Here is a 19,700-nt window from a genome sequence, read left to right as displayed (position 1 = left end):
GGCCCGCCTACCGCGACGACGGGACGGGTCAGGACCGCGCGAAGTCGGTGACGAAGGGGGCCAGGTCGGGCTTCTTCTGGAGCATCTTGAGGTCGACCATCTGCTGCGCCATCCGGTCCAGCGCGGCGACGTCGACGGCCGCTTCGAGGGCGTTCTGCGGCTGTGCGGCGAGGGTCTCCGCCGGCACCTTCTGGCACTCGGAGAGCAACCGGAACGCCTCGTCCTTATTGGCCGGGTCGTTCAGCTGCTGCGCGGTCTCGGTGATCGCCTCGTGGAAGCGCTTCGCGGCATCGCCCTTGGCGACGAAGTCCTTGGCGGCGATGTACGTCGCGATGTAGACCTTGTCGCTGCTGGCGAAGGGGTCCGCCAGGCTGCGGACGTTGTCGTTGTTGTTGCCCAGCAGCGAGTAGCCCAGTTGCGCGGCGTCGACCCGTCCGCTGAGCACGGCGGGGATCTGCTCGGCGAACGGCAGCGCCACGAAGCTGACGCTCTCCGGCGCGACCCCGTTGGCCTTCAGCCAGCTCGCGGTCACGATCTGGTTGATGCCGTTGATCTCGTTGACCGCGATCTTCTTGCCGGCGAGGTCGGCGGCCGCCTTGATCGGGGAGTCCTTGCCGACGAAGACGCCCTGCGCGGGCTTGGCCGGCGGCAGCGCGTTGACGTTGACGCCGGACACCATCTGGATGGGGAAGCCGGTGTTGTAGGCGTTGATCGCGGTGTAGCCGTTGACGTAGCCGAAGTCCGCGGCCCCGGACAGGACCGCGGCGACCGCCGCCGAGCCGCCACCGGAGCGGACCAGTTCGACGTCGAGCCGGTGCTTGTCGTAGACGCCCTTCCCCATCGCCCAGGTGTTCCAGATTTCGCAGCCGAACGTCGTGACGGAGACCTTCGTGGTGCCGTCCGCGTTGTCCGCGGCATCGTCGGCCCCGCCGCAGGCGCTCGTGAAGAGCAGCGCGGCGAGGGCGACCATCGCACCGGTACGTCGTGGGTTCATCGTGATGCTCCTAGTGCTTCGCGCGTGCCCTCGATGTCTTCCACCGCCGGTGCCGGCGGGGTCGGGAGGAGGGCGTTCGGTGGATACGACGGGACGGCTCCGCCGCGAGGGAGACGGCCACCTGACTGCTGTGGCGCGGTCCCACGCGAGCTGCATCGACTTGGTGATGGTGCTGAATGCCTGAACTGCCAGATTGGAGGTGATCAATCAGGGCCGCGAGAACCGCAGACGGCGTCACGGCATGGCCGGGCAACGCTGGTCACGGTCGGTCCGGGCGGTCGGGCTGCACCCCAGCAGCACCCTGACGCCTCGCCGACTTGCAGCGAAGGTACGGGGCACGAAAACCCATGTCAAGATGCGAAATGTTATCTCGCATAGCGCCACGAGAGTGATGGCGGCGCGCTGGCCGAATCCGCGAACGGGCAGGTCGGCGGGCAGATAACGTATCCGTCTCCCCTGTTGACCGGGCCGGCAGCGGCGGCTAACTTCTCCACCAGATGCCGTCGGCCCCCGGGAGTGGACATGAGCGTGGAGAAGCCCCTCGCGGCTGTTCCCGCCATCACCCGCGCGCCGATCGGCCACTGGAAGGGACCGGAGTTCCCCGCCATCCGCCCCGGCACCGGCGCGGGCAAGGCGCTCTGCCCGTTCTGATCGGGATCCCGCACCCGGGGCACCCTTCTGCCCGGATCCGGCAGCGCCGACCAGACCGGTCGCTCGACTCCACCGCGTGGTGAGCAGGCCAGTCGTCGGCAACCCCAGCAGGCCGGACCCGGCGGCAGCCCGAGCCCCGTACCCGCGACGACCTTCCGCCCCCTCGGCCCGCACCGGCCCCGGCGCGGGAGACCGAGTCCACCCCCGCAACCCCAGCCGGGCAGGTGACACGGTCTCCACACCCCAGCGCGCACCGGGGCCGTCCGGGGGGCGAACCCCGCGTCAGGACGAACGGTCCCCGCGCGTCGCGGACGCCACCGAACCTCGGCGACCCTGGCCGCCCGCGCTTTATTGCTGCTGGACAGCTACATCTACGGCTTTGCGGCGCAGGAGGTCAGCCTGCCGTTCAACACCCCCGGCGAACTGATCGAGCTGACCGGCTCGATCATGGAACAGTTCCGTCCCGAGGACTACCCGCATCTGGCCAAGCTCGGCAGCGACGTCATCCTGCGGCCCGGCTACGACCACGCCGCCCAATTCACCTACGGCCTGGAACTGATCTTGGACAGCCTGGAACGTGCCCGCAACGCGACGGACTGACCCAGCACCGACGTACTGGCCCCGACACCACAGAGAGCGGCAGGCTCCAGAGGGGTTCAAGATCAATCCTGAACCTGTGCCCATCGTGTGCCCGTTGATCTTCACAACCTATAACGCCTGGTCAAGGGTGATGCTGGTGGGCCGGAGGTACCACCATGCGAACCAGCCGGCAAACATCGCTGGCGAGCCGTTGCCACTGCGTTCGCGCAGGTCCTGTGCTTTGTCGGAAGCCCGATGACGGAGCTACGAGCCGCCGAAGACATCTTCGAGCACGAGTCTTGCCCTGCCCGGAACTTCCTCCTCGGGGAAGATCTCCGCGCACAGAGCGAGGACCTGCTCGGCGCTGGTCAGCCCGAGGTGGTCGACCAGGAAGCGGATGTCCTCGGCGTCCCGCCGCCGTGCGGCAAGCACCTTCATGGCCAGTAGATGCTCCGGAGACGCCGCCGCCACCCGCAGGCCGGGGTGGTCGAAGACGCGCGGCGCCGTCGCGTCGCCTCCCGGAGCGACATAGGCACTCGCCTGCTCGTTGAGCCACCAGTGCGGCAGGCCGAGTTCATCCGCTACCGCACGGGCCTCGTCGAGCACGATGCCATGGGGTTGGAACACCGCGTCGATGTCACGAGTCGCGCGTCGTAGGCCAGAGCCATGGCAGCCCCGCCGAAGATGTAGAGGTCTGCCACCACACCTCGCCTCGCCAGCCGGTCCCCGAGCCGGCGGAAGGCATCCTCGATCGCGGGGCGGTCCAACAGCGGATCATCGAGGCTCACGCGACATTCAACTCCTGCGCCGACACGTACACACCACGACGGCGGAATGCCGCCGGCGCGTGTACCACCGCGTCGACCCGGGCGGCCCGGGTGTTGAAGGGGAACCAGAACCGCCGAAGCGACCGCGCCTCGACCCACGCCGGCGCGCCCCGCCCATCCTTGGCTGCCAGGTGTTCCGTCAGTGCCGCGAGGAACACGTCCCAGCGCTCGTCGCCCGTGGACGCTGGTTCCTGATCCAGTAGACCGGCGCGTATGTCGGCTGGCTCCCAGCGATACTCCTCGAGGAACTCCGCCACCAACCGCCACCGTCGCGGCTCGTCGGATCCCACGAGCAGTGCCCCCAGGCCTGCCACCGTCAGTGGCTCGTACCTCACGGCGCGCTTCTTCATTCCCTCGACGCTAGTACATTCGGCGCCGGATCCGTGTCCAGCCACAGTCAGCGTCGGGCAGCCACGCAGAGCGGCGCGCCACGATCAACTGGTGCACGACCGCACGCGAAAGATCAACATGGTGGAGCCCAGGGGACTCGAACCCCTAACCCCTGCCTTGCAAAGGCAGTGCTCTGCCAGTTGAGCTAGGGCCCCGCAGGCGGACGACGCCGCCAGGTGCCGACCTGCTCAGCGCAGATCGGGCGCGGTGGTCGCCTCGTGCCAGAGGGCGCGCTCGTCGTTGGAGGCCTTGACCTTCCTGGCCACCACTGCAGCGACGCCGACGATCCCGACGAGGAACAGAAGCTTCTTGAACATGGGGCGACCCCTCGCGCTCGACTCGACTGCTCGTCGGAACGGTGTTGCGGTGGGGCTAGCTGGAATCGAACCAGCGACCTCAGAGTTATCAGCTCTGCGCTCTAACCGACTGAGCTATAGCCCCGCGTGGCGACGAGCAAGGTTAACCCATCGCGTCGTCCGCTCCCAAATCGGGGTAGCGGGTGACAGAGCACGACGCCGGGGCGACCGCTGTCGCGGTGCCCCGGCGTCGTGGCCGGTCGGTCGCGCCCGTCGGGCGCAGGTGGATCAGTCGCGCTCGGCGAGCGTCAGCTCGATCCCGCCGACCAGGTCGGCGCAGACGTTGTAGACGAACGCGCCGAGCGTGGCCAGCGCGGTGAACAGCACCACGTTGACCAGCCCGATCAGGGCGGACGTCAGGATGACGCCCTTGGCGGTGATCTGGAAGCCACCGCTGGTGCCCTGCCCGCCGCTGGCGCTGACCAGGTCGGTCAGGCTGTCGTTGACGCTCTGGAAGACTCCCATCGCGTCCAGCGCGAGGTAGAGCACCGAGGTCGCCACGACCACCACGATGAACAGGACCACGGAGACGGCGAAGGCGAACTTCATCACGGACCACGGGTCGATCCGCTTGAGGTTCAGCCGGGCCCGGCGCGGACCCCGGGAGGCCGCCGAGCTGACCGAGGTACGCGCGGCGCGTACCGCGTCACCCACCCGGGCCGCACCGACGGCAGCCTGGCCGCCGATGCCGGGCGGCAGGCCACCGCCGTTGGCCGGTCGGGTGCCGCCCGCGCCCCCGGTGGGACGCGCGCCCTCGGGGGACGGCCGCGACCCGCCGCCGACCTTCGGCTGGGTGCCGGTCGTGGACGGAGAGGTGGCGACCCCGAGTGAGATCGGCTGTGTCGTGTTGCTCGACCTGGCCGCGGCAGCCACCGGCTGGGTGGCGGAGGAGGGCGCGTCGGTGCCCGTTGTCGAGGGCTTCTCGGTCGTCCCCGAATCCTCACCGGGCTTGTCCGGCGGCGGTGCCATGCCGGGTGCCCGGGTGAACTTCGGGGCAGGCGCGTCGGCGGGGACGGTCGCCCGGCCCACGGCGGCGCGGCCGGCGGGGGTGGTACCGCTCTTGGCGGCCTCCTCGTCGACCGGTTTGGCCGAGGTCCCCTTGTTCCCCGACTTCGCCTGTGTCTCCGTCATTCAACTAGTCCTGTTCGTCAGGCTCGTCGGCATTGCGAGCAATCGCCACGATAGTCACGCCGTCCGGGAGGTCCATCAGCTTGACCCCCATTGTGTTCCGGTCACGCGTACGGCGTACAGGCTTCACCGGAGTCCGGATGACGCCGCCGTTGCTGGTGATCGCGAACAGCTCGTCGTCCGGGTCGATCACGACCGCGCCGACCAGACCACCGCGGCGCTCGGTGATCTTCGCAGTCAACACGCCCTTACCTCCCCGGCCCTGCACCGGGTATTCCTCGATGGGGGTACGTTTCGCGTACCCCCCGTTGGTGGCCACCAGGACGTCCAGGCCCTCCCGGACGACCTCCATGGCCAGCAGGACGTCGTCGTCGGTGAAGCGCATGCCGATCACGCCCGAGGTGGCCCGGCCCATCGGGCGCAGCGCCTCGTCGGAGGCGTTGAACCGGATCGCCTGCGCCTTCTTCGAGACGAGCAGCAGATCCTGCTCCGGTGCCGCGAGGACGGCACCGACCAGCTCGTCCTCATCGCGCAGGTTGATCGCGATGACGCCGCCGGACCGGTTGGAGTCGAACTCCTCGAGTCGGGTCTTCTTCACCAGGCCGTTTCTCGTGGCCAGTACCAGGTAGGGGGCCACCTGGTAGTTCGGGATTTCGATGATCTGCGCGATCTGCTCGTCCGGCTGGAAGGCGAGCAGGTTGGCCACGTGCTGGCCCTTGGCCACCCTACTGGCCTCCGGCAACTCGTACGCCTTGGCCCGGTACACGCGGCCCTTGTTGGTGAAGAACAGAATCCAGTCGTGGGTGGAGCATACGAAGAAGTGGCTGACGATGTCGTCCTGCCGCAGCGTCGCGCCGCTCACGCCCTTGCCGCCGCGCCGCTGGGAGCGGTAGAGGTCGACCTTGGTGCGCTTGGCGTACCCGGTGCGGGTGATGGTCACCACCACGTCCTCCCGGGCGATCAGGTCCTCCATCGAGACCTCGCCGTCGAACGGGATGATCTTCGTACGCCGTTCGTCGCCCCACTTCGCGACGATCTCGCTCAGCTCCTCGGAGACGATCTTCCGCTGCCGCTCCGGCTTGGCGAGGATGTCCTTGAGGTCGGCGATCTCGATCTCGAGCTTGGCCAGGTCGTCCAGGATCCGCTGCCGCTCCAGGGCGGCCAGCCGGCGCAGCTGCATGTCCAGGATCGCGGTCGCCTGGATCTCGTCGATCTCCAGCAGCCGGATCAGGCCCTGCCGGGCGTCGTCGACGGTGGGCGACCGCCGGATCAGGGCGATCACCTCGTCCAGCGCGTCCAGCGCCTTGGCCAGTCCGCGCAGGATGTGCGCCCGCTCCTCGGCCTTGCGCAGCCGGAACGCGGTCCGCCGGCGGATCACCTCGATCTGGTGCTCGACGTAGTAGCGGATGAACTGCGCCAGGTTGAGCGTGCGCGGCACCCCGTCGACCAGGGCCAGCATGTTGGCGCCGAAGGTCTCCTGGAGCTGGGTGTGCTTGTAGAGGTTGTTCAGCACCACCTTGGCGACCGCGTCGCGCTTGAGCACCAGCACGATCCGCATGCCGGTACGCCCGGAGGACTCGTCCCGGATGTCGGCGATGCCACCGAGCTTGCCCTCCTTGATCAGCTCGGCGATCCGCTCGGCGAGGTTGTCCGGGTTGACCTGGTAGGGCAGCTCGCTGACGACCAGTGCCGGCCGGCCCCGCTTGTCCTCCTCGACCTCCACCACGGCGCGCATCCGGATCGACCCGCGACCGGTCCGGTACGCGTCCTGGATGGCGGACTGACCGACGATCAGCCCGTGGGTGGGGAAGTCCGGACCCTTGACGATCTCCAGCAGCGCTTCGAGGGTGGTCGCCTCGTCGGCCTCCGGGTTCTCCAGGCACCACTGCACCGCCGCGCCGATCTCGCGCAGGTTGTGCGGCGGGATCTTGGTGGCCATCCCGACCGCGATGCCCTCGGAGCCGTTGACCAGCAGGTTGGGGATGCGCGACGGCAGGATGGTGGGCTCCTTGGCCCGGCCGTCGTAGTTGTCCTGGAGATCGACGGTGTCCTCGTCGATGTCCCGCAGCATCTCCATCGCCAACGGGTCCAGCTTGCATTCGGTGTTGTGGCTGACGAAGCCGTCGGAGACGAAGGAGTGGTCCTCGGTGTCCACCCGGACGCTGTAGACCGCCTGCACCCCCGCGTCGGCGACCTCGGCCACCTCGGCGTAGTAGAACCGGCCGTCGACCAGCGGCTCGACCACGTCGAGCACCTCGGTGTTGGTGATCCGGGCGGCGATCTCGTCGCGGTCCCGCTCCCACCGCTCGATCCGGTCGACGTTGTGCCGGCGCAGCCAGTCCCGCTCGGTCCAGCGGGTCGCGCCGTGCTCCCGGATGAAGTCGCCGACCAGCGGCACATGGTCGCTGGACAGCGCCGTGCTGCTCACCGGCACCTGGGCCAGCTCGGACTCCAGCTTGGCCTGCTTACGGCCGAGGAAGCCGACGTGGGCGGCGAAGATCCGGGCGTCGCGGCGGTTGGTCACCACGACCTTGATCTCGCCGTCGTCGTACCGGGTCTGCCGGCTGATCACGCCGAACTCCAGCAGCAACTGCTGGACCTCGCGCGCCAGCCGCTCGCTGCGGGTCGAGTACGAGACCTGGATGGTGTTGCGCGGCAGCAGCGACGAGGAGCCGTCGCCCTCGAAGAGCGCCTGGAGGAACGCCCGCTTGATCGCGGCCGGCCCCTGCCACACGAACTCGGGCACGAACTTCGCGGCGCTACGCGCGCCGGCCAGCTCGCCGAGGACGCTGGCACGCAGCGCCGACAGGTCCTGCACGTCCAGCTCGTGCAGGGTGCTGCCCGAGGCGATCACCCGCTCGCTGACGTACCGGGGGCCGCCGACGGCCAGGTCGTAGGCGGCGACGACGCGCAGGAAGTAGTCCCGGTCCACGTTGTTGAAGCCCGCGCGGCCCGCCGAGACCCAGCCCTCCGACACGAACGCGCCGGCCAGCACGGCCGCCTCGACGTGCTCCAGCATCGGGTAGCCGATCTCGTCCGGCACCGACCGCTGGAGCACCACCCGGTCACCCGGGGAAATCTCGGCGAGCAGCTTCCAGAGCAGGGTCGGCACACCGGCCACGTCCACCAGGCAGAGCACCGGGTGGTTGTGGGTGCCGGTCAGCTCGTACCCCTCGCGGGTACGCAGCCGCAGCGTCGGGTGCTCGCCGGAGTGGAAGAACTTCGACGCCCGGACCAGGTCGCCGTTACGGTCGCGGACCTTCAGGTCGACGTCGGTCTCGCTGCTCGGCGCGGCACCCGGCACGACGTCGCCGATCCGGATGCTGCCGTCCACCGTACGAATCCGGACGTCAGCGGTCAGGCAGTAGCGCATCGCGGCAGCCGGATCATTTCCCGGCGAGCCGAAGTTGCCGTTGCCGTCGACCAGGGGGTAGCGCAGCGCCCAGGGCTGGGCCATCCGGACCAGCGCGTCGTAGATGGCCGAGTCGCCGTGCGGGTGGAACTGCCCCATCACGTCCCCGACGACCCGGGAGCACTTCACGTAGCCCCGGTCCGGCCGGTAACCCGAGTCGTACATGGCGTAGAGGATCTTGCGGTGGACCGGCTTGAGCCCGTCCCGGACGTCCGGCAGGGCCCGCCCGACGATCACGCTCATCGCGTAGTCGAGATACGAGCGCTGCATCTCGACCTCGAGCCCGACCGGCTCGATCCGGTCGTGCTGGACGACCGCCGCGAGTGGTGTCTCGGCGGTCTCCGGCTCGTTCGGGGTGGACTCGGGAGTATCGGTCACTGTTAACCCTTATCAGACTCAGAGTCGTTTTCGTGCTGTGGATAACGCTGTGGAAACCGGCCAGGCTGTGGATAACCCGGTGGACGACGGTCGGCCGGTGGGTCACCGGCCGACCGGTCGGTCAGATGTCGAGGAACCGCACGTCCTTGGCGTTGCGCTGGATGAACGAGCGGCGGGCCTCGACGTCCTCGCCCATCAGCACGCTGAACAGCTCGTCGGCGGTGGCGGCGTCGTCGAGGGTGACCTGACGCAGCGTCCGGGTGGCCGGGTTCATCGTGGTCTCCCACAGCTCGGGATAGTTCATCTCGCCGAGACCCTTGAACCGCTGGATGTCGTCCGGCTTGGCGTTGGGCTTCTTCTGCTGGCGCAGCGCGATCAGCCCGTCGCGTTCCCGGTCGGAGTACGCGTACTGGGCGTCGTCGCCCTTCTTGTTCCACTTGATCTTGTAGAGCGGCGGGGCCGCCAGGTAGACGTGGCCCAGCTCGACCAACGGGCGCATGAAGCGGAACAGCAGGGTGAGCAGGAGGGTCTGGATGTGCTGGCCGTCGACGTCGGCGTCGGCCATCAGCACCACCTTGTGGTACCGCAGCTTCTCCATGTCGAAGTCGTCGTGGATGCCGGTGCCCAGGGCGGTGATCAGCGCCTGGACCTCGTTGTTCTTGAGCACCCGGTCGATCCGGGCCTTCTCCACGTTGAGGATCTTGCCGCGGATCGGCAGGATCGCCTGGGTACGCGGGTCGCGCCCCTGCTTGGCCGAGCCGCCGGCCGAGTCGCCCTCGACGATGAAGACCTCGGACTCGCGCGGGTCGGTGGACTGGCAGTCGGCCAGCTTGCCGGGCATCGAGCCGGACTCCAGCAGCGACTTGCGCCGGGCCAGCTTGCGCGCCTGCTGGGCGGCGATCCGGGCGCGGGCCGCCTGGGACGCCTTCTGGATGATCGTCTTGGCCTCGGCGGGGTTGCGGTCGAACCAGTCGACCAGCCGGTCGTTGCAGACCCGCTGCACGAAGCTCTTGACCGGGGTGTTGCCCAGCTTGGTCTTGGTCTGGCCCTCGAACTGCGGGTTGGCCAGCTTGACCGAGATGATCGCGGCCAGGCCCTCGCGGATGTCCTCGCCGGAGAGCTTCTCGTCGCCCTTGAGCAGCTTCTTGTCCGAGCCGTAGCGGTTGACCACGCTGGTCAGCGCGGCCCGGAAGCCCTCCTCGTGGGTGCCGCCCTCGTGCGTGTTGATCGTGTTGGCAAAGGTGTAGACCGACTCGCCGTACGACTCGTTCCACTGCATGGCGATCTCGACCGACATGCCCTCTTCCTCGGCGGCGAACTCGACCACCGTCTTGTGCATCGGGTTCTTGGAGGCGTTGAGGTGCCGGACGAAGTCGGCGATGCCGCCCTCGTAGTAGAAGGTGACCTCGCGGGGCTTGCCCTCCTCGCCCTCGGCGACCCGCTCGTCGAGCAGGTGGATGGAGAGCGCCCGGTTGAGGAAGGCCATCTCCTGGAGGCGGCGGTAGATGGTCTGGAAGTCGAAGTCGACGGTCTCGAAGACGTCCGGGTCCGGCCAGAAGGAGACCGCCGAACCGGTGCGGTCGGTGGTCTCGCCCTTGTCCAGCGGGTCGGGCTTGGAGTTGTGGTACTTCTGCCGCCAGACGAAGCCGGACTTGTGGATCTCGACGGCCATCCGGGTGGAGAGGGCGTTCACCACGGAGACGCCGACGCCGTGCAGACCACCGGAGACCGCGTACGCCTTGCCGTCGAACTTGCCGCCCGCGTGCAGCACGGTCAGCGCGACCTCGACGCCCGGCTTCTTGAGCTTCGGGTGCAGGTCGACCGGGAAGCCACGGCCGTTGTCGGTGACCCGGACCCCACCGTCGGCGAGCAGCACCACGTCGATGGTGTCGCAGTGGCCGGCGAGCGCCTCGTCGACCGCGTTGTCCACGACCTCCCACACCAGGTGGTGCAGGCCACGCTCGCCGGTGGACCCGATGTACATGCCGGGCCGCTTGCGGACCGCCTCCAGCCCCTCGAGGACGGTGATCGACTCTGCGCCGTATTCCTGCTTGTCCTGCGCTGCCACCCTCGGCCACTTTCTCGCACCATCCGCGCCGGGGCACGGGAGCGCGGGTTCGGCGGACAGGACGCGACGTCGGCGCGCACGGACGGCGCCCGGAGGGCGGTCGCGGATCGTGCGTGCCGGTCGCCGCGGTTGCCCGCGGATCGCGATCGGCCAGACCCGACCCGGGACGTTGATCAAGGGCCGGTGAAGGCCCCTGTCCGGTGCACCGTGTCAGGTCGTCGTCTCGCCCTCAATCTTACTGTGCGCACACGACATAACCGCCACTCGGCACCCCTTGAAGGCGGCTGAGACCCCCGTAGCGGGCCGAATCTCGCTGTCCGCTACTCCCCCTACACGCCCGGGTCCGCCTTCCGTGCCCGCCGCCCCCGGATCGGCCGGTCCACCGGGCCGCCCCGGGGGTCGCGCCCGGGGGTGGCCGTACCGTAGCTTTGCGGCGCGCGGCAAAGCTGCCCGTCTTGATCTTTTCCACCCGTAACCGGGACGATGGACCCGATCGATCCGACACGTGCTCTCGAGAGGTGACACCAGATGGGGCTGGACAATGTCGCGGTGCACTGGCCGCGGACCGGCCGCTTCTACGACCCGGTCGCGCCGGCCGAGTTCGTCGACTTCGGCGAGATCGTGGACATCCCCCGGATCTCCGCGCCGACCGCCGCGCTCGCCGAGCACATCGCCAAGACCGGCACGGTCCGGGCCACGGCGTACACCGAACTGGTCGACCTGATCCTCGGGCTGGAGAACGTGCTCTACGCCACCGACGCCGCCGCCGAGGACGAGGACCCGGTCATCGACCCGGACGGCTGCGCCTGGATCGCCGGCGGGGTGGAGAAGTTCGTCGTCCAGCACCGGCCGCACGGCGAGACGGTGACCTTCGAGTCGGTCAGCGACGTGCTCCGCGCGCTGCTCGGCGACGGCCGGCTCGCCGAGCAGCAGCTGCGCTGGCTGGGCAGCCGGCTCGACCGGCTGCGCGACGAGCGCGGCGACCCGCCGCAGTGGGACTTCACCTGTGCCGAGCTGGGCGTGCTGGCCGCCTTCTACCGGCGCTGTGCCGACCGGGGCTTCGCCGTCTACGCCGACGCCGAGCCCGGCCGGCGACCGGGCGTGCAGCCCTGACCGCACCCGCACGGTGTGCCGGCTGACGCCGCCTGGTCGGGCGGTGCGCGTCGGCTAGCTGCCCGGCGTCGCCGGCCCGGCGGGCGGGGGCCCGACCGGCGCCGCGCCGTTGGCCGCGGCGATCACCCGGGTCAGCGCCCGGTGCAGGTCGCGTAGCTCGGTCAGCGGCAGCCCGAGCCGCGCGACGACGGCCGGCGGGATCCGTTCGGCCTGTTCCCGCAGCGCCCGCCCGCTGACGGTGAGCGAGACCGCGAGGCTGCGTTCGTCGGCCGGATCCCGCTCGCGGCGCAGGTAGCCGGCCGCCTCCAGGCGCTTGAGCAGTGGTGACAGGGTGCCGGGGTCGAGCTGGAGCAGCCGGCTCAGCTCGCGGACCGACAGTGGCGCGTACTGCCAGAGCGCCAGCATGACCAGGTACTGCGGATGGGTCAGGCCCATCGGCTCCAGCAGCGGCCGGTAGACCGCGACGACGCCGCGCGCGGCCACCGAGAGCGCGAAGCAGACCTGCTCCTCCAACGCCAGCGGATCCCCGCCGGGTTCGCCGTCCACCCCTGTGCACCTCCTCGTCGCCGTTGCGAGCGTACCAATGCTTGGTGTACCAATGATTTGTACACCAAGTGCTTGACGAGAGGTCGGTGCCGATGAGCGAGGACAAACCGGCGGCGAAGGCCCCCGGCGAGGGCGGTCGGCTCCTGGCCTGGGCCTTCAAGAACCTGGCCGGTCCGCCCGAGGTGGCCGGCGCGGTGCAGGGCGGCTCCCGGCAGGCCCGGGACGCCTGGAAGGCGGACCTGGAACGACGCAAGCAGTGGAGCCGCGAGCAGCGGGAACGCAAACGTGCCGAGCGGGAGGCCCGCCGCGCCGAGCGGTGAGGCTCAGCCGTAGGTGTCGCGCGGTCCCCGGCCACGGACCCGGCGCGGCCCGCGCGACCAGGACGGTGCCGCCGGGCCGTGGATGTGCAGCTTGCGGACCACGTTGTGGCCCACCTCGCCGGCGATCCGCTTCAGCAACGAAGCGGCGAGCAGCCGTAGCTGGGTGGCCCACGCGGTCGACCGGGCCTCCACGGTCAGCTCGCCGTCCTCCAGCTTGACCGGGCGGCTGTGCTGGGCGATCTCCGGCCCGACCACCCGCTCCCAGGCCCCGAAGACGGTCGCCTCGGCCGCCGGCTGCTGCCAGCCGCGGGCCTTCATCAGCCGCTCCAGCACCGCTCCCAGCGGCTGCGGGTCGCGCGGGTCCGGCCCCGGGCCGGAGTAGCCCCGCAGCCGCCGTCCGCCCCCGTCGGCCGCGCCGGTCACCCCCGGGCGACGGTTACGGGCCGCCGACTCCCGGCGGGCCCGCGCCGCGTCCAGGACCGCCCGCGCCAGCTCCGGCCCGGTCGCCGCCGGGCCGTCGCCCGACCCGGCCGTACCTCCGCCGGGCGGAACCGCAGGATCGGGCGCGGCGTCCGCGCCGCCGCCGGTCGGAGCGCCCCGTGCGGCGTCCGCGCCCCCCGCGGCTCCCCCCGGGGTACGCGCACCGCGCGCCCCGCCCCGGGCGGGGCGACCCGGGCCGCCCGCCCGTCCCGGTGTCCCGCCCGGCTGCTCCGGCTCAGTCGACACGACGCACCGTCCCGCCGCCCACCGCGTACCGGGCGCCCCGCAGGGCCACCGGGACGTCGTCGTCCACCGCACAGGTCACCAGCAGCTGACCGGCCCCGCCGACCAGCTCGGCCAGCCGTTCCCGGCGGCCCGCGTCCAACTCGGCGAAGACGTCGTCGAGCACCAGCACCGGCTCGATCCCGTCGGCACGCAGCAGGTCGTACCCGGCCAACCGCAGGGCCAGCGCGTACGACCAGGACTCGCCGTGACTGGCGTACCCCTTGGCGGGCAGCGGGCCGAGGGTGAGCACGAGGTCGTCACGGTGCGGCCCGACCAGCGTGGTGCCCCGCTCGATCTCGGCCGAGCGGGACTCGGCCAGCGCGGTGGTCAACGCCTCGGCCAGCACCGCCCGGTCGACGGTCGCCCCGGTCAGCTCCACCGACGGCCGGTACGCGATCCCCGCCGTCCCCGCGCCGGCCGCCACCGCGTCGTACGCCTTCGCCACGTGCGGGGTGAGCGCGGCGACCAGCTCCAGCCGGCCGGCGAGCAGCTCGGCCCCGTGCTGCGCCAGGTGGGCGTCCCAGACCGCCAGGGTGGACAGGTCCCCGCCCCGCGACCCGCCCGTCTTGCGGGCCAGGTACGCCGTCCGCAGCAGGGCGTTGCGCTGCTTGACCACCCGTTCGTAGTCGGCGCGCACCCCGGCGTACCGGGGTTGCCGGAGGACCAGCAGGTCGTCGAGGTAGCGGCGGCGTTCGGCCGGGTCGCCCCGGACGAGCTCCAGGTCCTCCGGGGCGAAGAGCACCAGCCGCAGTGCGCCGATCACGTCCCGGGCGCGTCGGGCCGGGGAACGGCCCAGCCGCGCCCGGTTGGCCCTGCCGGGGACGATCTCCAGCTCGACCAGGAGTTCCCGGCCCTCGTGCACCACCGCGCAGCGGATCACCGCCGAGCTGGCGCCCAGCCGGACCAGCGGGGCGTCGGTGGCGACCCGGTGCGAGTCGAGGGTCGCCACGTAGCCCAGTGCCTCGGCGAGGTTGGTCTTGCCGACGCCGTTCGCGCCGGTCAGGACGTTCGGCCCCGGCTCCAGGTCGATGCCGACCTGCTCGTACGAGCGGAAGTCGACCAGTTCGAGCCGGCGGACGTACACAGCCTGCGGCTGCCGTTCAGCGCTTGTGCACGGCGTGCCCACCGAACTGCTGGCGCAGCGCGGCGACCGCCTTCATCGCGGGTGAGTCGTCCTGCCGGGAGGAGAACCGGGCGTACAGGGCGGCGGTGATGACGTTCAGCGGCACGGCAAGCCGGATCGCCTCGTCGACCGTCCAGCGCCCCTCACCGGTGTCGTCGGTGTACCCGGTCAGCGTGGCCAGCGTCGGGTCCTCGTCCAGTGCCCGGTCCAGCAGGTCGAGCAGCCAGGACTGGACGACGGTCCCCTCCCGCCAGGACTTGATGATGCCCGGCACGTTGGTCACCATCTCGGCGGCGGAGAGCAGCTCGAAGCCCTCGGCGTAGGCGTGCATCAGGCCGTACTCGATGCCGTTGTGCACCATCTTGGCGTAGTGGCCGGCACCGACCGGGCCGGCGTGCACGAAGCCGTGGTCCCCGGCCGGCTTCAACGCCTCGAAGATCGGCATCAGGTGGTCGACGTGCTCCTGCGCGCCGCCGACCATCAGGGCGTAGCCGTTCACGTTGCCCCACACGCCGCCGGAGACACCGACGTCGACGTAGCCGATGCCCCGGGCGGCGAGCCGTTCGGCCCGGGGGGCGTCGTCGCTGAACCGGGAGTTGCCGCCGTCGATGACGATGTCGCCCTCGCCGAGCACCTCGGCCAGCGCATCGATGGTCGCGTCGGTGGCGGCGGCGGGCACCATCACCCAGACCGCCCGGGGTGACTCCAGCCGGTCGGCCAGCTCGGTGAGGCTCGCGACGTCGCTGCGGTCGGCGTTGCGGTCGTAGCCGACCACCTCCTGCCCGGCGGCGCGCAACCGCTCACGCATGTTGCCGCCCATCCGGCCGAGCCCTACCAGGCCGAGCTGCATCTGCCCCTACCTCCGTGCGTCTGGGTGGTGCCGGTACGCGGTCAGCGGGAGACGCGAATCGGCATGATGAGGTACCGGTACCCCGAGATGGCCTCGCCATCCTCGCCGGCCGGGGAAATCACCGCCGGCTTGAAGGCGTCCACGAAGCGCAGCAGGGCGTACTGGGCTCCCAGGTTGGCCAGGCCGTCGATCAGGTACTGCGGGTTGAAGCCGATGGTCAGCGGCTCGCCGGTGAAGGTGGCCTCCATCGCCTCGCTGGCCCGCGCCTCCTCGGTGCCGCCGGCCTCGACGACCAGGCCGTCGGAGCTGAAGCTGAGCAGCACCGGGGTGGTCCGCTCGGCGACCAGGGCGACCCGCTTGACCACCTCGATCAGGGTGCTGACCGGAACCCGTGCCTCGGCGTTGCTGGTGGCCGGGAAGAGCGAGCGGACCGGCGGGTAGTTGGCCCCGTCGAGCAGCCGGCTGGTGGTCCGCCGGGTGCCACCGGAGAAGCCGATCATCCCTTCGCCCGCGCCGCCCTGGGACAGCGCCATGGTCACCTGACCACCGAGCGGGCCGAGCGCCTTCGCGGTGTCGTTCAGCGTACGGGCGGGGACCAGGGCGTTGATGCTGATGTCCGGATCGTCCGGGGTCCAGTCCATCTCCCGCAGGGCGAGCCGGTAGCGGTCGGTGGCGAGCATCGCCAGGGTGCCGCCGGAGAGTTCCAGCCGGACACCGGTCATCATCGGCAGTGTCTCGTCCCGGCCTGCGGCGATGGCCACCTGGGCGACGGCGGCGGCGAAGGCCGCGGCCTCCACGGTCCCCGCGCTCTCCGGCATCTCCGGCAGGGCGGGGTAGTCCTCCACCGGCATGGTCGGCAGGGTGAACCGGGCACTACCGCAGACCAGCTCCAGGTGGGCGCCGACCGCGGCGATGTCCACCGGCTTGGCCGGCAGTGCCTTGGTGATCTCGGCAAGCAGCCGGCCGGAGACCAGGGCGGCGCCGTCGGCGTCCCCCTGCACCTCGACGGTCACCTGGCTGGACACCTCGTAGTCGAAGCCGGAGACCTGGAGGTTGCCGTCGGTGACCCGGAGCATCACCCCGGCGAGCACCGGTACGGACGGCCGGCTGGGCAGGCTCTTCGCGGTCCACGCCACCGCTTCGGCGAGCGCGTCGCGCTCTACTCGGAACTTCATCAATGCCTCCGCGTCGACGTCAGCGCCAACTCTCTCATGCCGACCGCTGCCCACCGTCCCGCCCGACCGTGCGGGTACCCCTCGCACCTTAGGGCGCGTGGGCATCGGCTGTGCGCCCGACCCCGTGGCTGCGGCCGGAGCGACCGTCGACGACGGCGCAGCGGCCCTGTCCACAGGAAGTCCAACGGTGATGATTGGTTTTTGATTCTTTAGAAGAGATAACTCATCGTCTTCATCGCACCTGTGCAAACTGTGGGTAACTCGCGTCCTCGCAGCTCAGACAGGTTATCCACCGGTGGATTCGCTGTGGAGAACCCGGGGGTAAACCCGGTCGGCGGTCCACAGGCACCCGGTGTCCCCACCGTTGTCCCCAGCCGTCCACCGGTTATCCACCGGTTATCCACCGGGTTTACCCCCAGGGTTGTGGACGGCGGCGCGGACCCGCACCGGAGTTGTCCCCAGAACCTTCAACAGGTTGCCCACAGCCCGACCGTCGGCTGTGGACGGGGCGGCGGTTGTCCCCAGCCGTCCACAGCACTGTCCCCAGGGTTTATCCACAGTCTGTGGGTAACCGGTGCCGGACGCAGCGTGGTTATCCACCGGCTGTGACACAGGGGGTGTGGACAACCGCATCGTCCTGTGGACAACGGTGGCGTGGGAATTCCACCGTTCCGCCCCGGAGTCCCGACCGACGCCGGTCGTCCCCCGCCGGCGCGGCCGGTCGGTGCCGTCGTGGCGGCACGGAAACGCCCGGCCGAGATGGTCGGCCGGGCGTCGGGGGCGGAGCAGAAGTGGCGTACGTCTCAGGTGTTCTGCTTGATCCGGTTGGTCAGCTCGGCGATCTGGTTGTAGAGCGAGCGGCGCTCCGCCATCTGCTGACGGATCTTCCGGTCGGCGTGCATCACGGTGGTGTGGTCCCGACCGCCGAACGCCTGCCCGATCCGGGGCAGCGACAGGTCGGTCAGCTCCCGACACAGGTACATCGCCACCTGGCGGGCGTTGACCAGCACCCGGGACCGCGAGTGCCCCCGGAGGTCCTCCAGGCTCACCCCGAAGTACTCCGAGGTGGAAACCATGATCTGGTCGGCGGTGATCTCCGGCCCGGCGCCGTCCGGGATGAAGTCCCGCAGCACCTCCTCGGCCAGCGACAGTTCGACGTTGGACCGGGTGAGGCTGGCGAACGCGGTCACCCGGATCAGCGCCCCCTCCAGTTCCCGGATCGAGTTCGACACCCGTGAGGCGATGAACTCCAACACGTCCGGCGGGGCGTAGAGCCGTTCCTGGGCGGCCTTCTTCTGCAGGATCGCGATCCGGGTCTCCAGGTCGGGCGGCTGGATGTCGGCGAGCAGCCCCCACTCGAACCGGGTCCGCAGCCGGTCCTCCAGCGTCGCCAGCTGCTTCGGCGAGCGGTCGGAGGTGATCACGATCTGCTTGTTGGCGTTGTGCAGCGTGTTGAAGGTGTGGAAGAACTCCTCCTGGGTCCGCTCGCGGTTCTCCAGGAACTGGATGTCGTCGATCAGCAGGATGTCGACGTCGCGGTAGCGGCGCTGGAACGCACTGGTCTTGTCGTCCCGCAGCGAGTTGATGAAGTCGTTGGTGAACTCCTCGGTCGAGACGTACCGGACCGAGCGGGCGTTGCCGAGCGTCTGGGCGTAGTGCCCGATCGCGTGCAGCAGGTGCGTCTTGCCCAGCCCCGAGCTGCCGTAGATGAACAGCGGGTTGTACGCCTTGGCCGGCGACTCGGCCACCGCGACGCTGGCCGCGTGGGCGAACCGGTTGGACGAGCCGATGACGAACGTCTCGAACATGTACTTCGGGTTGAGCCGGTTGCCGCTGCTCTCCGTACCGCCGGGGCGTCGGTCGCCGCCACCCGGGCGGTGGTCGACCGCCCGGCCGGGACCGCTGTCGGTCGCGCCGTCGCGGGGCAGCCCGCGCGGACCCTGCTGGTCGCGCGGCGGTCGGCCCTGGTCCCGGTACGCGGGCTCGTAGCCGCGCAGGTCGGGGTCCGGGCCGGGGCGGCCCGACTCGGTGAAGCCGCGCTGCTCGGGGGGCCGACCGGGGTGGTTCACCCGCATCGGCTCGGCGAAGCCGGCCCCGAAGAGGGTGTCCTGGCCGCCGTCCCGACTGGCCGGCACCCGGGTCGGGCGGTGCCCGTCGTGCTCCGGTGGGTCGGCCGGGACCGGCCGCTCCCCGGACTGCTCCGACGGATCCGTCTCCCGCTGGTAGGGCGGATCCGGCTCGTCGTAGCCCGGCGGTGGCCGGAACCCCGGGTAGTCGTCCAGGGCCGGGACGACCTCCGTCGGGGCGGCCTCCGGCCCGCTGCGGTAGACGGTGCCGGCCGGTCGCCCGGTGGGGTCCTCGGCGATCCGCACGGTGACCGCGACCTGTATCGGTCGACCCAGCCGGCGGGTGAGCGCCTCGGTGATCGCCGGCCGTAGCCGCGTCTCGATCACGTCCCGGGTGAAGGCGTCCGGCACGGAGAGCAACGCGGTGTCCTCGACGATCGCCCGCAACCGGGTCAGCCGGAGGTAGGCGCGCTGCTGGGCGGAGATGATCTCGTCGGCGAGTTCGTCCGTCGCCGCGGTCCACACCGCGGCAAGGTCGATCGTTCCGGCCACCGTCGTGCCACCCCCTCGCCTCTGCTCCCGGCCGCCGCTGTGGTCCAGCGTTCGTGCCGGGCCTGCCACCGCGTTCGAGCGGGTGGTGCCCCTCACCCACCGGACGGCTGACCGACCGGCATCCACAAGTTATCCACAGCCTGTGTACCGACCGATTGTGGCCGCCCGCCGGACGCGGGTCGGACCTGCCCCCCTGCCGGAGGAGGGCGTTGAAGCGGGTTCACCGTGCCGAACGATCCACTGCCGGGTCCGGTCTTGCCTGCCGGCCACGATCCGCACCCGAAGCTGACCGCAAACGCGCACGGTAACAGCGACGGCGGGCCGCCATCAACCGCCACCACCCCGACGCACCCACCGGCACCGGGACAGAACGCCTGACCGGTGGTGCTTCGGACGGTCGCCGCGCC

At 70.5% G+C, this 19,700-nt stretch carries 17 protein-coding genes and 2 tRNA genes; 4 read left to right on the top strand and 15 right to left on the bottom strand.

The genetic code is table 11. From position 1 onward, the window contains the following. Positions 1-28 precede the first annotated feature (28 nt). The gene (locus tag O7625_RS07530; protein ID WP_282345191.1) at positions 29-994 is read right to left on the bottom strand and encodes an ABC transporter substrate-binding protein; all 966 of its coding nucleotides are present in this window, start codon (positions 992-994) and stop codon (positions 29-31) included. A 522-nt stretch (positions 995-1,516) separates the two neighbouring features. Here O7625_RS07530 and O7625_RS07525 point away from each other — a divergent pair. Together O7625_RS07525 and O7625_RS07520 are read left to right on the top strand one after the other, a co-directional pair. Beyond that, entirely contained in the window at positions 1,517-1,645 is a 129-nt protein-coding gene (locus O7625_RS07525) for a hypothetical protein (RefSeq protein WP_269458962.1), read from the top strand. Positions 1,646-1,978: 333 nt separating this feature from the next. Continuing rightward, positions 1,979-2,245: a TetR/AcrR family transcriptional regulator C-terminal domain-containing protein gene (locus tag O7625_RS07520; protein ID WP_282346836.1), complete on the top strand. Its 267-nt coding sequence runs from the start codon at positions 1,979-1,981 to the stop codon at positions 2,243-2,245. A 243-nt stretch (positions 2,246-2,488) separates the two neighbouring features. Here the strand turns inward: O7625_RS07520 and O7625_RS07515 are convergent, their stop codons facing one another. From O7625_RS07515 to gyrB, 8 genes are all read right to left on the bottom strand, one after another. Further along, positions 2,489-2,851 (bottom strand): hypothetical protein, encoded by a 363-nt coding sequence (locus O7625_RS07515; protein WP_282345190.1) that lies wholly within the window; start codon positions 2,849-2,851, stop codon positions 2,489-2,491. A 157-nt stretch (positions 2,852-3,008) separates the two neighbouring features. Beyond that, on the bottom strand, positions 3,009-3,401 hold the full coding sequence (locus O7625_RS07510) for a hypothetical protein (RefSeq protein WP_067300928.1): 393 nt from the start codon (positions 3,399-3,401) through the stop codon (positions 3,009-3,011). Positions 3,402-3,520: 119 nt separating this feature from the next. Next, positions 3,521-3,596: transfer RNA gene (locus O7625_RS07505), tRNA-Ala, on the bottom strand. A gap of 33 nt (positions 3,597-3,629) precedes the next feature. Next, entirely contained in the window at positions 3,630-3,758 is a 129-nt protein-coding gene (locus tag O7625_RS07500) for a DLW-39 family protein (RefSeq protein WP_231926743.1), read from the bottom strand. Between the two features lie 50 nt (positions 3,759-3,808). Next, positions 3,809-3,882: transfer RNA gene (locus O7625_RS07495), tRNA-Ile, on the bottom strand. Positions 3,883-4,025: 143 nt separating this feature from the next. Next, positions 4,026-4,928, bottom strand: a complete 903-nt coding sequence (locus tag O7625_RS07490) for a DUF3566 domain-containing protein (protein WP_282345189.1) — start codon at positions 4,926-4,928, stop codon at positions 4,026-4,028. Between the two features lie 4 nt (positions 4,929-4,932). Continuing rightward, on the bottom strand, positions 4,933-8,715 hold the full coding sequence (gene gyrA, locus O7625_RS07485; protein ID WP_282345188.1) for an intein-containing DNA gyrase subunit A: 3,783 nt from the start codon (positions 8,713-8,715) through the stop codon (positions 4,933-4,935). Between the two features lie 121 nt (positions 8,716-8,836). Beyond that, positions 8,837-10,783, bottom strand: coding sequence for a DNA topoisomerase (ATP-hydrolyzing) subunit B (gene gyrB / locus O7625_RS07480; protein ID WP_089004111.1), 1,947 nt, complete (start codon positions 10,781-10,783; stop codon positions 8,837-8,839). Positions 10,784-11,311: 528 nt separating this feature from the next. On the opposite strand from gyrB, the gene O7625_RS07475 reads away from it, so the two are divergent. Further along, positions 11,312-11,896: a hypothetical protein gene (locus tag O7625_RS07475; RefSeq protein WP_067300937.1), complete on the top strand. Its 585-nt coding sequence runs from the start codon at positions 11,312-11,314 to the stop codon at positions 11,894-11,896. A 54-nt stretch (positions 11,897-11,950) separates the two neighbouring features. On the opposite strand, the gene O7625_RS07470 is transcribed toward O7625_RS07475, so the two are convergent. Then, positions 11,951-12,442, bottom strand: coding sequence for a MarR family transcriptional regulator (locus tag O7625_RS07470; protein WP_067300940.1), 492 nt, complete (start codon positions 12,440-12,442; stop codon positions 11,951-11,953). A 92-nt stretch (positions 12,443-12,534) separates the two neighbouring features. Between O7625_RS07470 and O7625_RS07465 the strand changes: the two genes are divergently transcribed. Continuing rightward, positions 12,535-12,762 carry a hypothetical protein gene (locus tag O7625_RS07465; RefSeq protein WP_067300943.1) on the top strand — a complete coding sequence of 76 codons (228 nt, stop codon included), beginning with the start codon at positions 12,535-12,537 and terminating at the stop codon, positions 12,760-12,762. 3 nt (positions 12,763-12,765) lie between these two features. Here O7625_RS07465 and O7625_RS07460 read toward each other — a convergent pair whose 3' ends face one another. From O7625_RS07460 to dnaA, 5 genes are all read right to left on the bottom strand, one after another. Next, positions 12,766-13,488, bottom strand: a complete 723-nt coding sequence (locus O7625_RS07460) for a DciA family protein (protein WP_348773992.1) — start codon at positions 13,486-13,488, stop codon at positions 12,766-12,768. After that, a complete protein-coding gene (gene recF / locus O7625_RS07455) occupies positions 13,478-14,611 on the bottom strand; it encodes a DNA replication/repair protein RecF (protein ID WP_282345187.1) in 1,134 nt (377 codons plus the stop codon). Before recF ends, O7625_RS07460 begins: the two co-directional genes overlap by 11 nt. Positions 14,612-14,627: 16 nt before the next feature. Beyond that, positions 14,628-15,500 carry a phosphogluconate dehydrogenase (NAD(+)-dependent, decarboxylating) gene (gene gnd, locus O7625_RS07450; protein WP_067300952.1) on the bottom strand — a complete coding sequence of 291 codons (873 nt, stop codon included), beginning with the start codon at positions 15,498-15,500 and terminating at the stop codon, positions 14,628-14,630. Between the two features lie 41 nt (positions 15,501-15,541). After that, positions 15,542-16,675, bottom strand: a complete 1,134-nt coding sequence (dnaN, locus tag O7625_RS07445) for a DNA polymerase III subunit beta (protein ID WP_282345186.1) — start codon at positions 16,673-16,675, stop codon at positions 15,542-15,544. Positions 16,676-17,478: 803 nt separating this feature from the next. Further along, positions 17,479-19,293 (bottom strand): chromosomal replication initiator protein DnaA, encoded by a 1,815-nt coding sequence (gene dnaA, locus O7625_RS07440; RefSeq protein WP_282345185.1) that lies wholly within the window; start codon positions 19,291-19,293, stop codon positions 17,479-17,481. Between the last annotated feature and the right edge of the window lie 407 nt (positions 19,294-19,700).

The sequence above is a fragment of the Micromonospora sp. WMMD714 genome (genome assembly GCF_029581315.1).
Classification (GTDB): domain Bacteria; phylum Actinomycetota; class Actinomycetes; order Mycobacteriales; family Micromonosporaceae; genus Micromonospora; species Micromonospora rifamycinica.
Note: the sequence above shows the minus strand (reverse complement) of the source record. Positions and strands in the feature narration are given on the sequence as shown.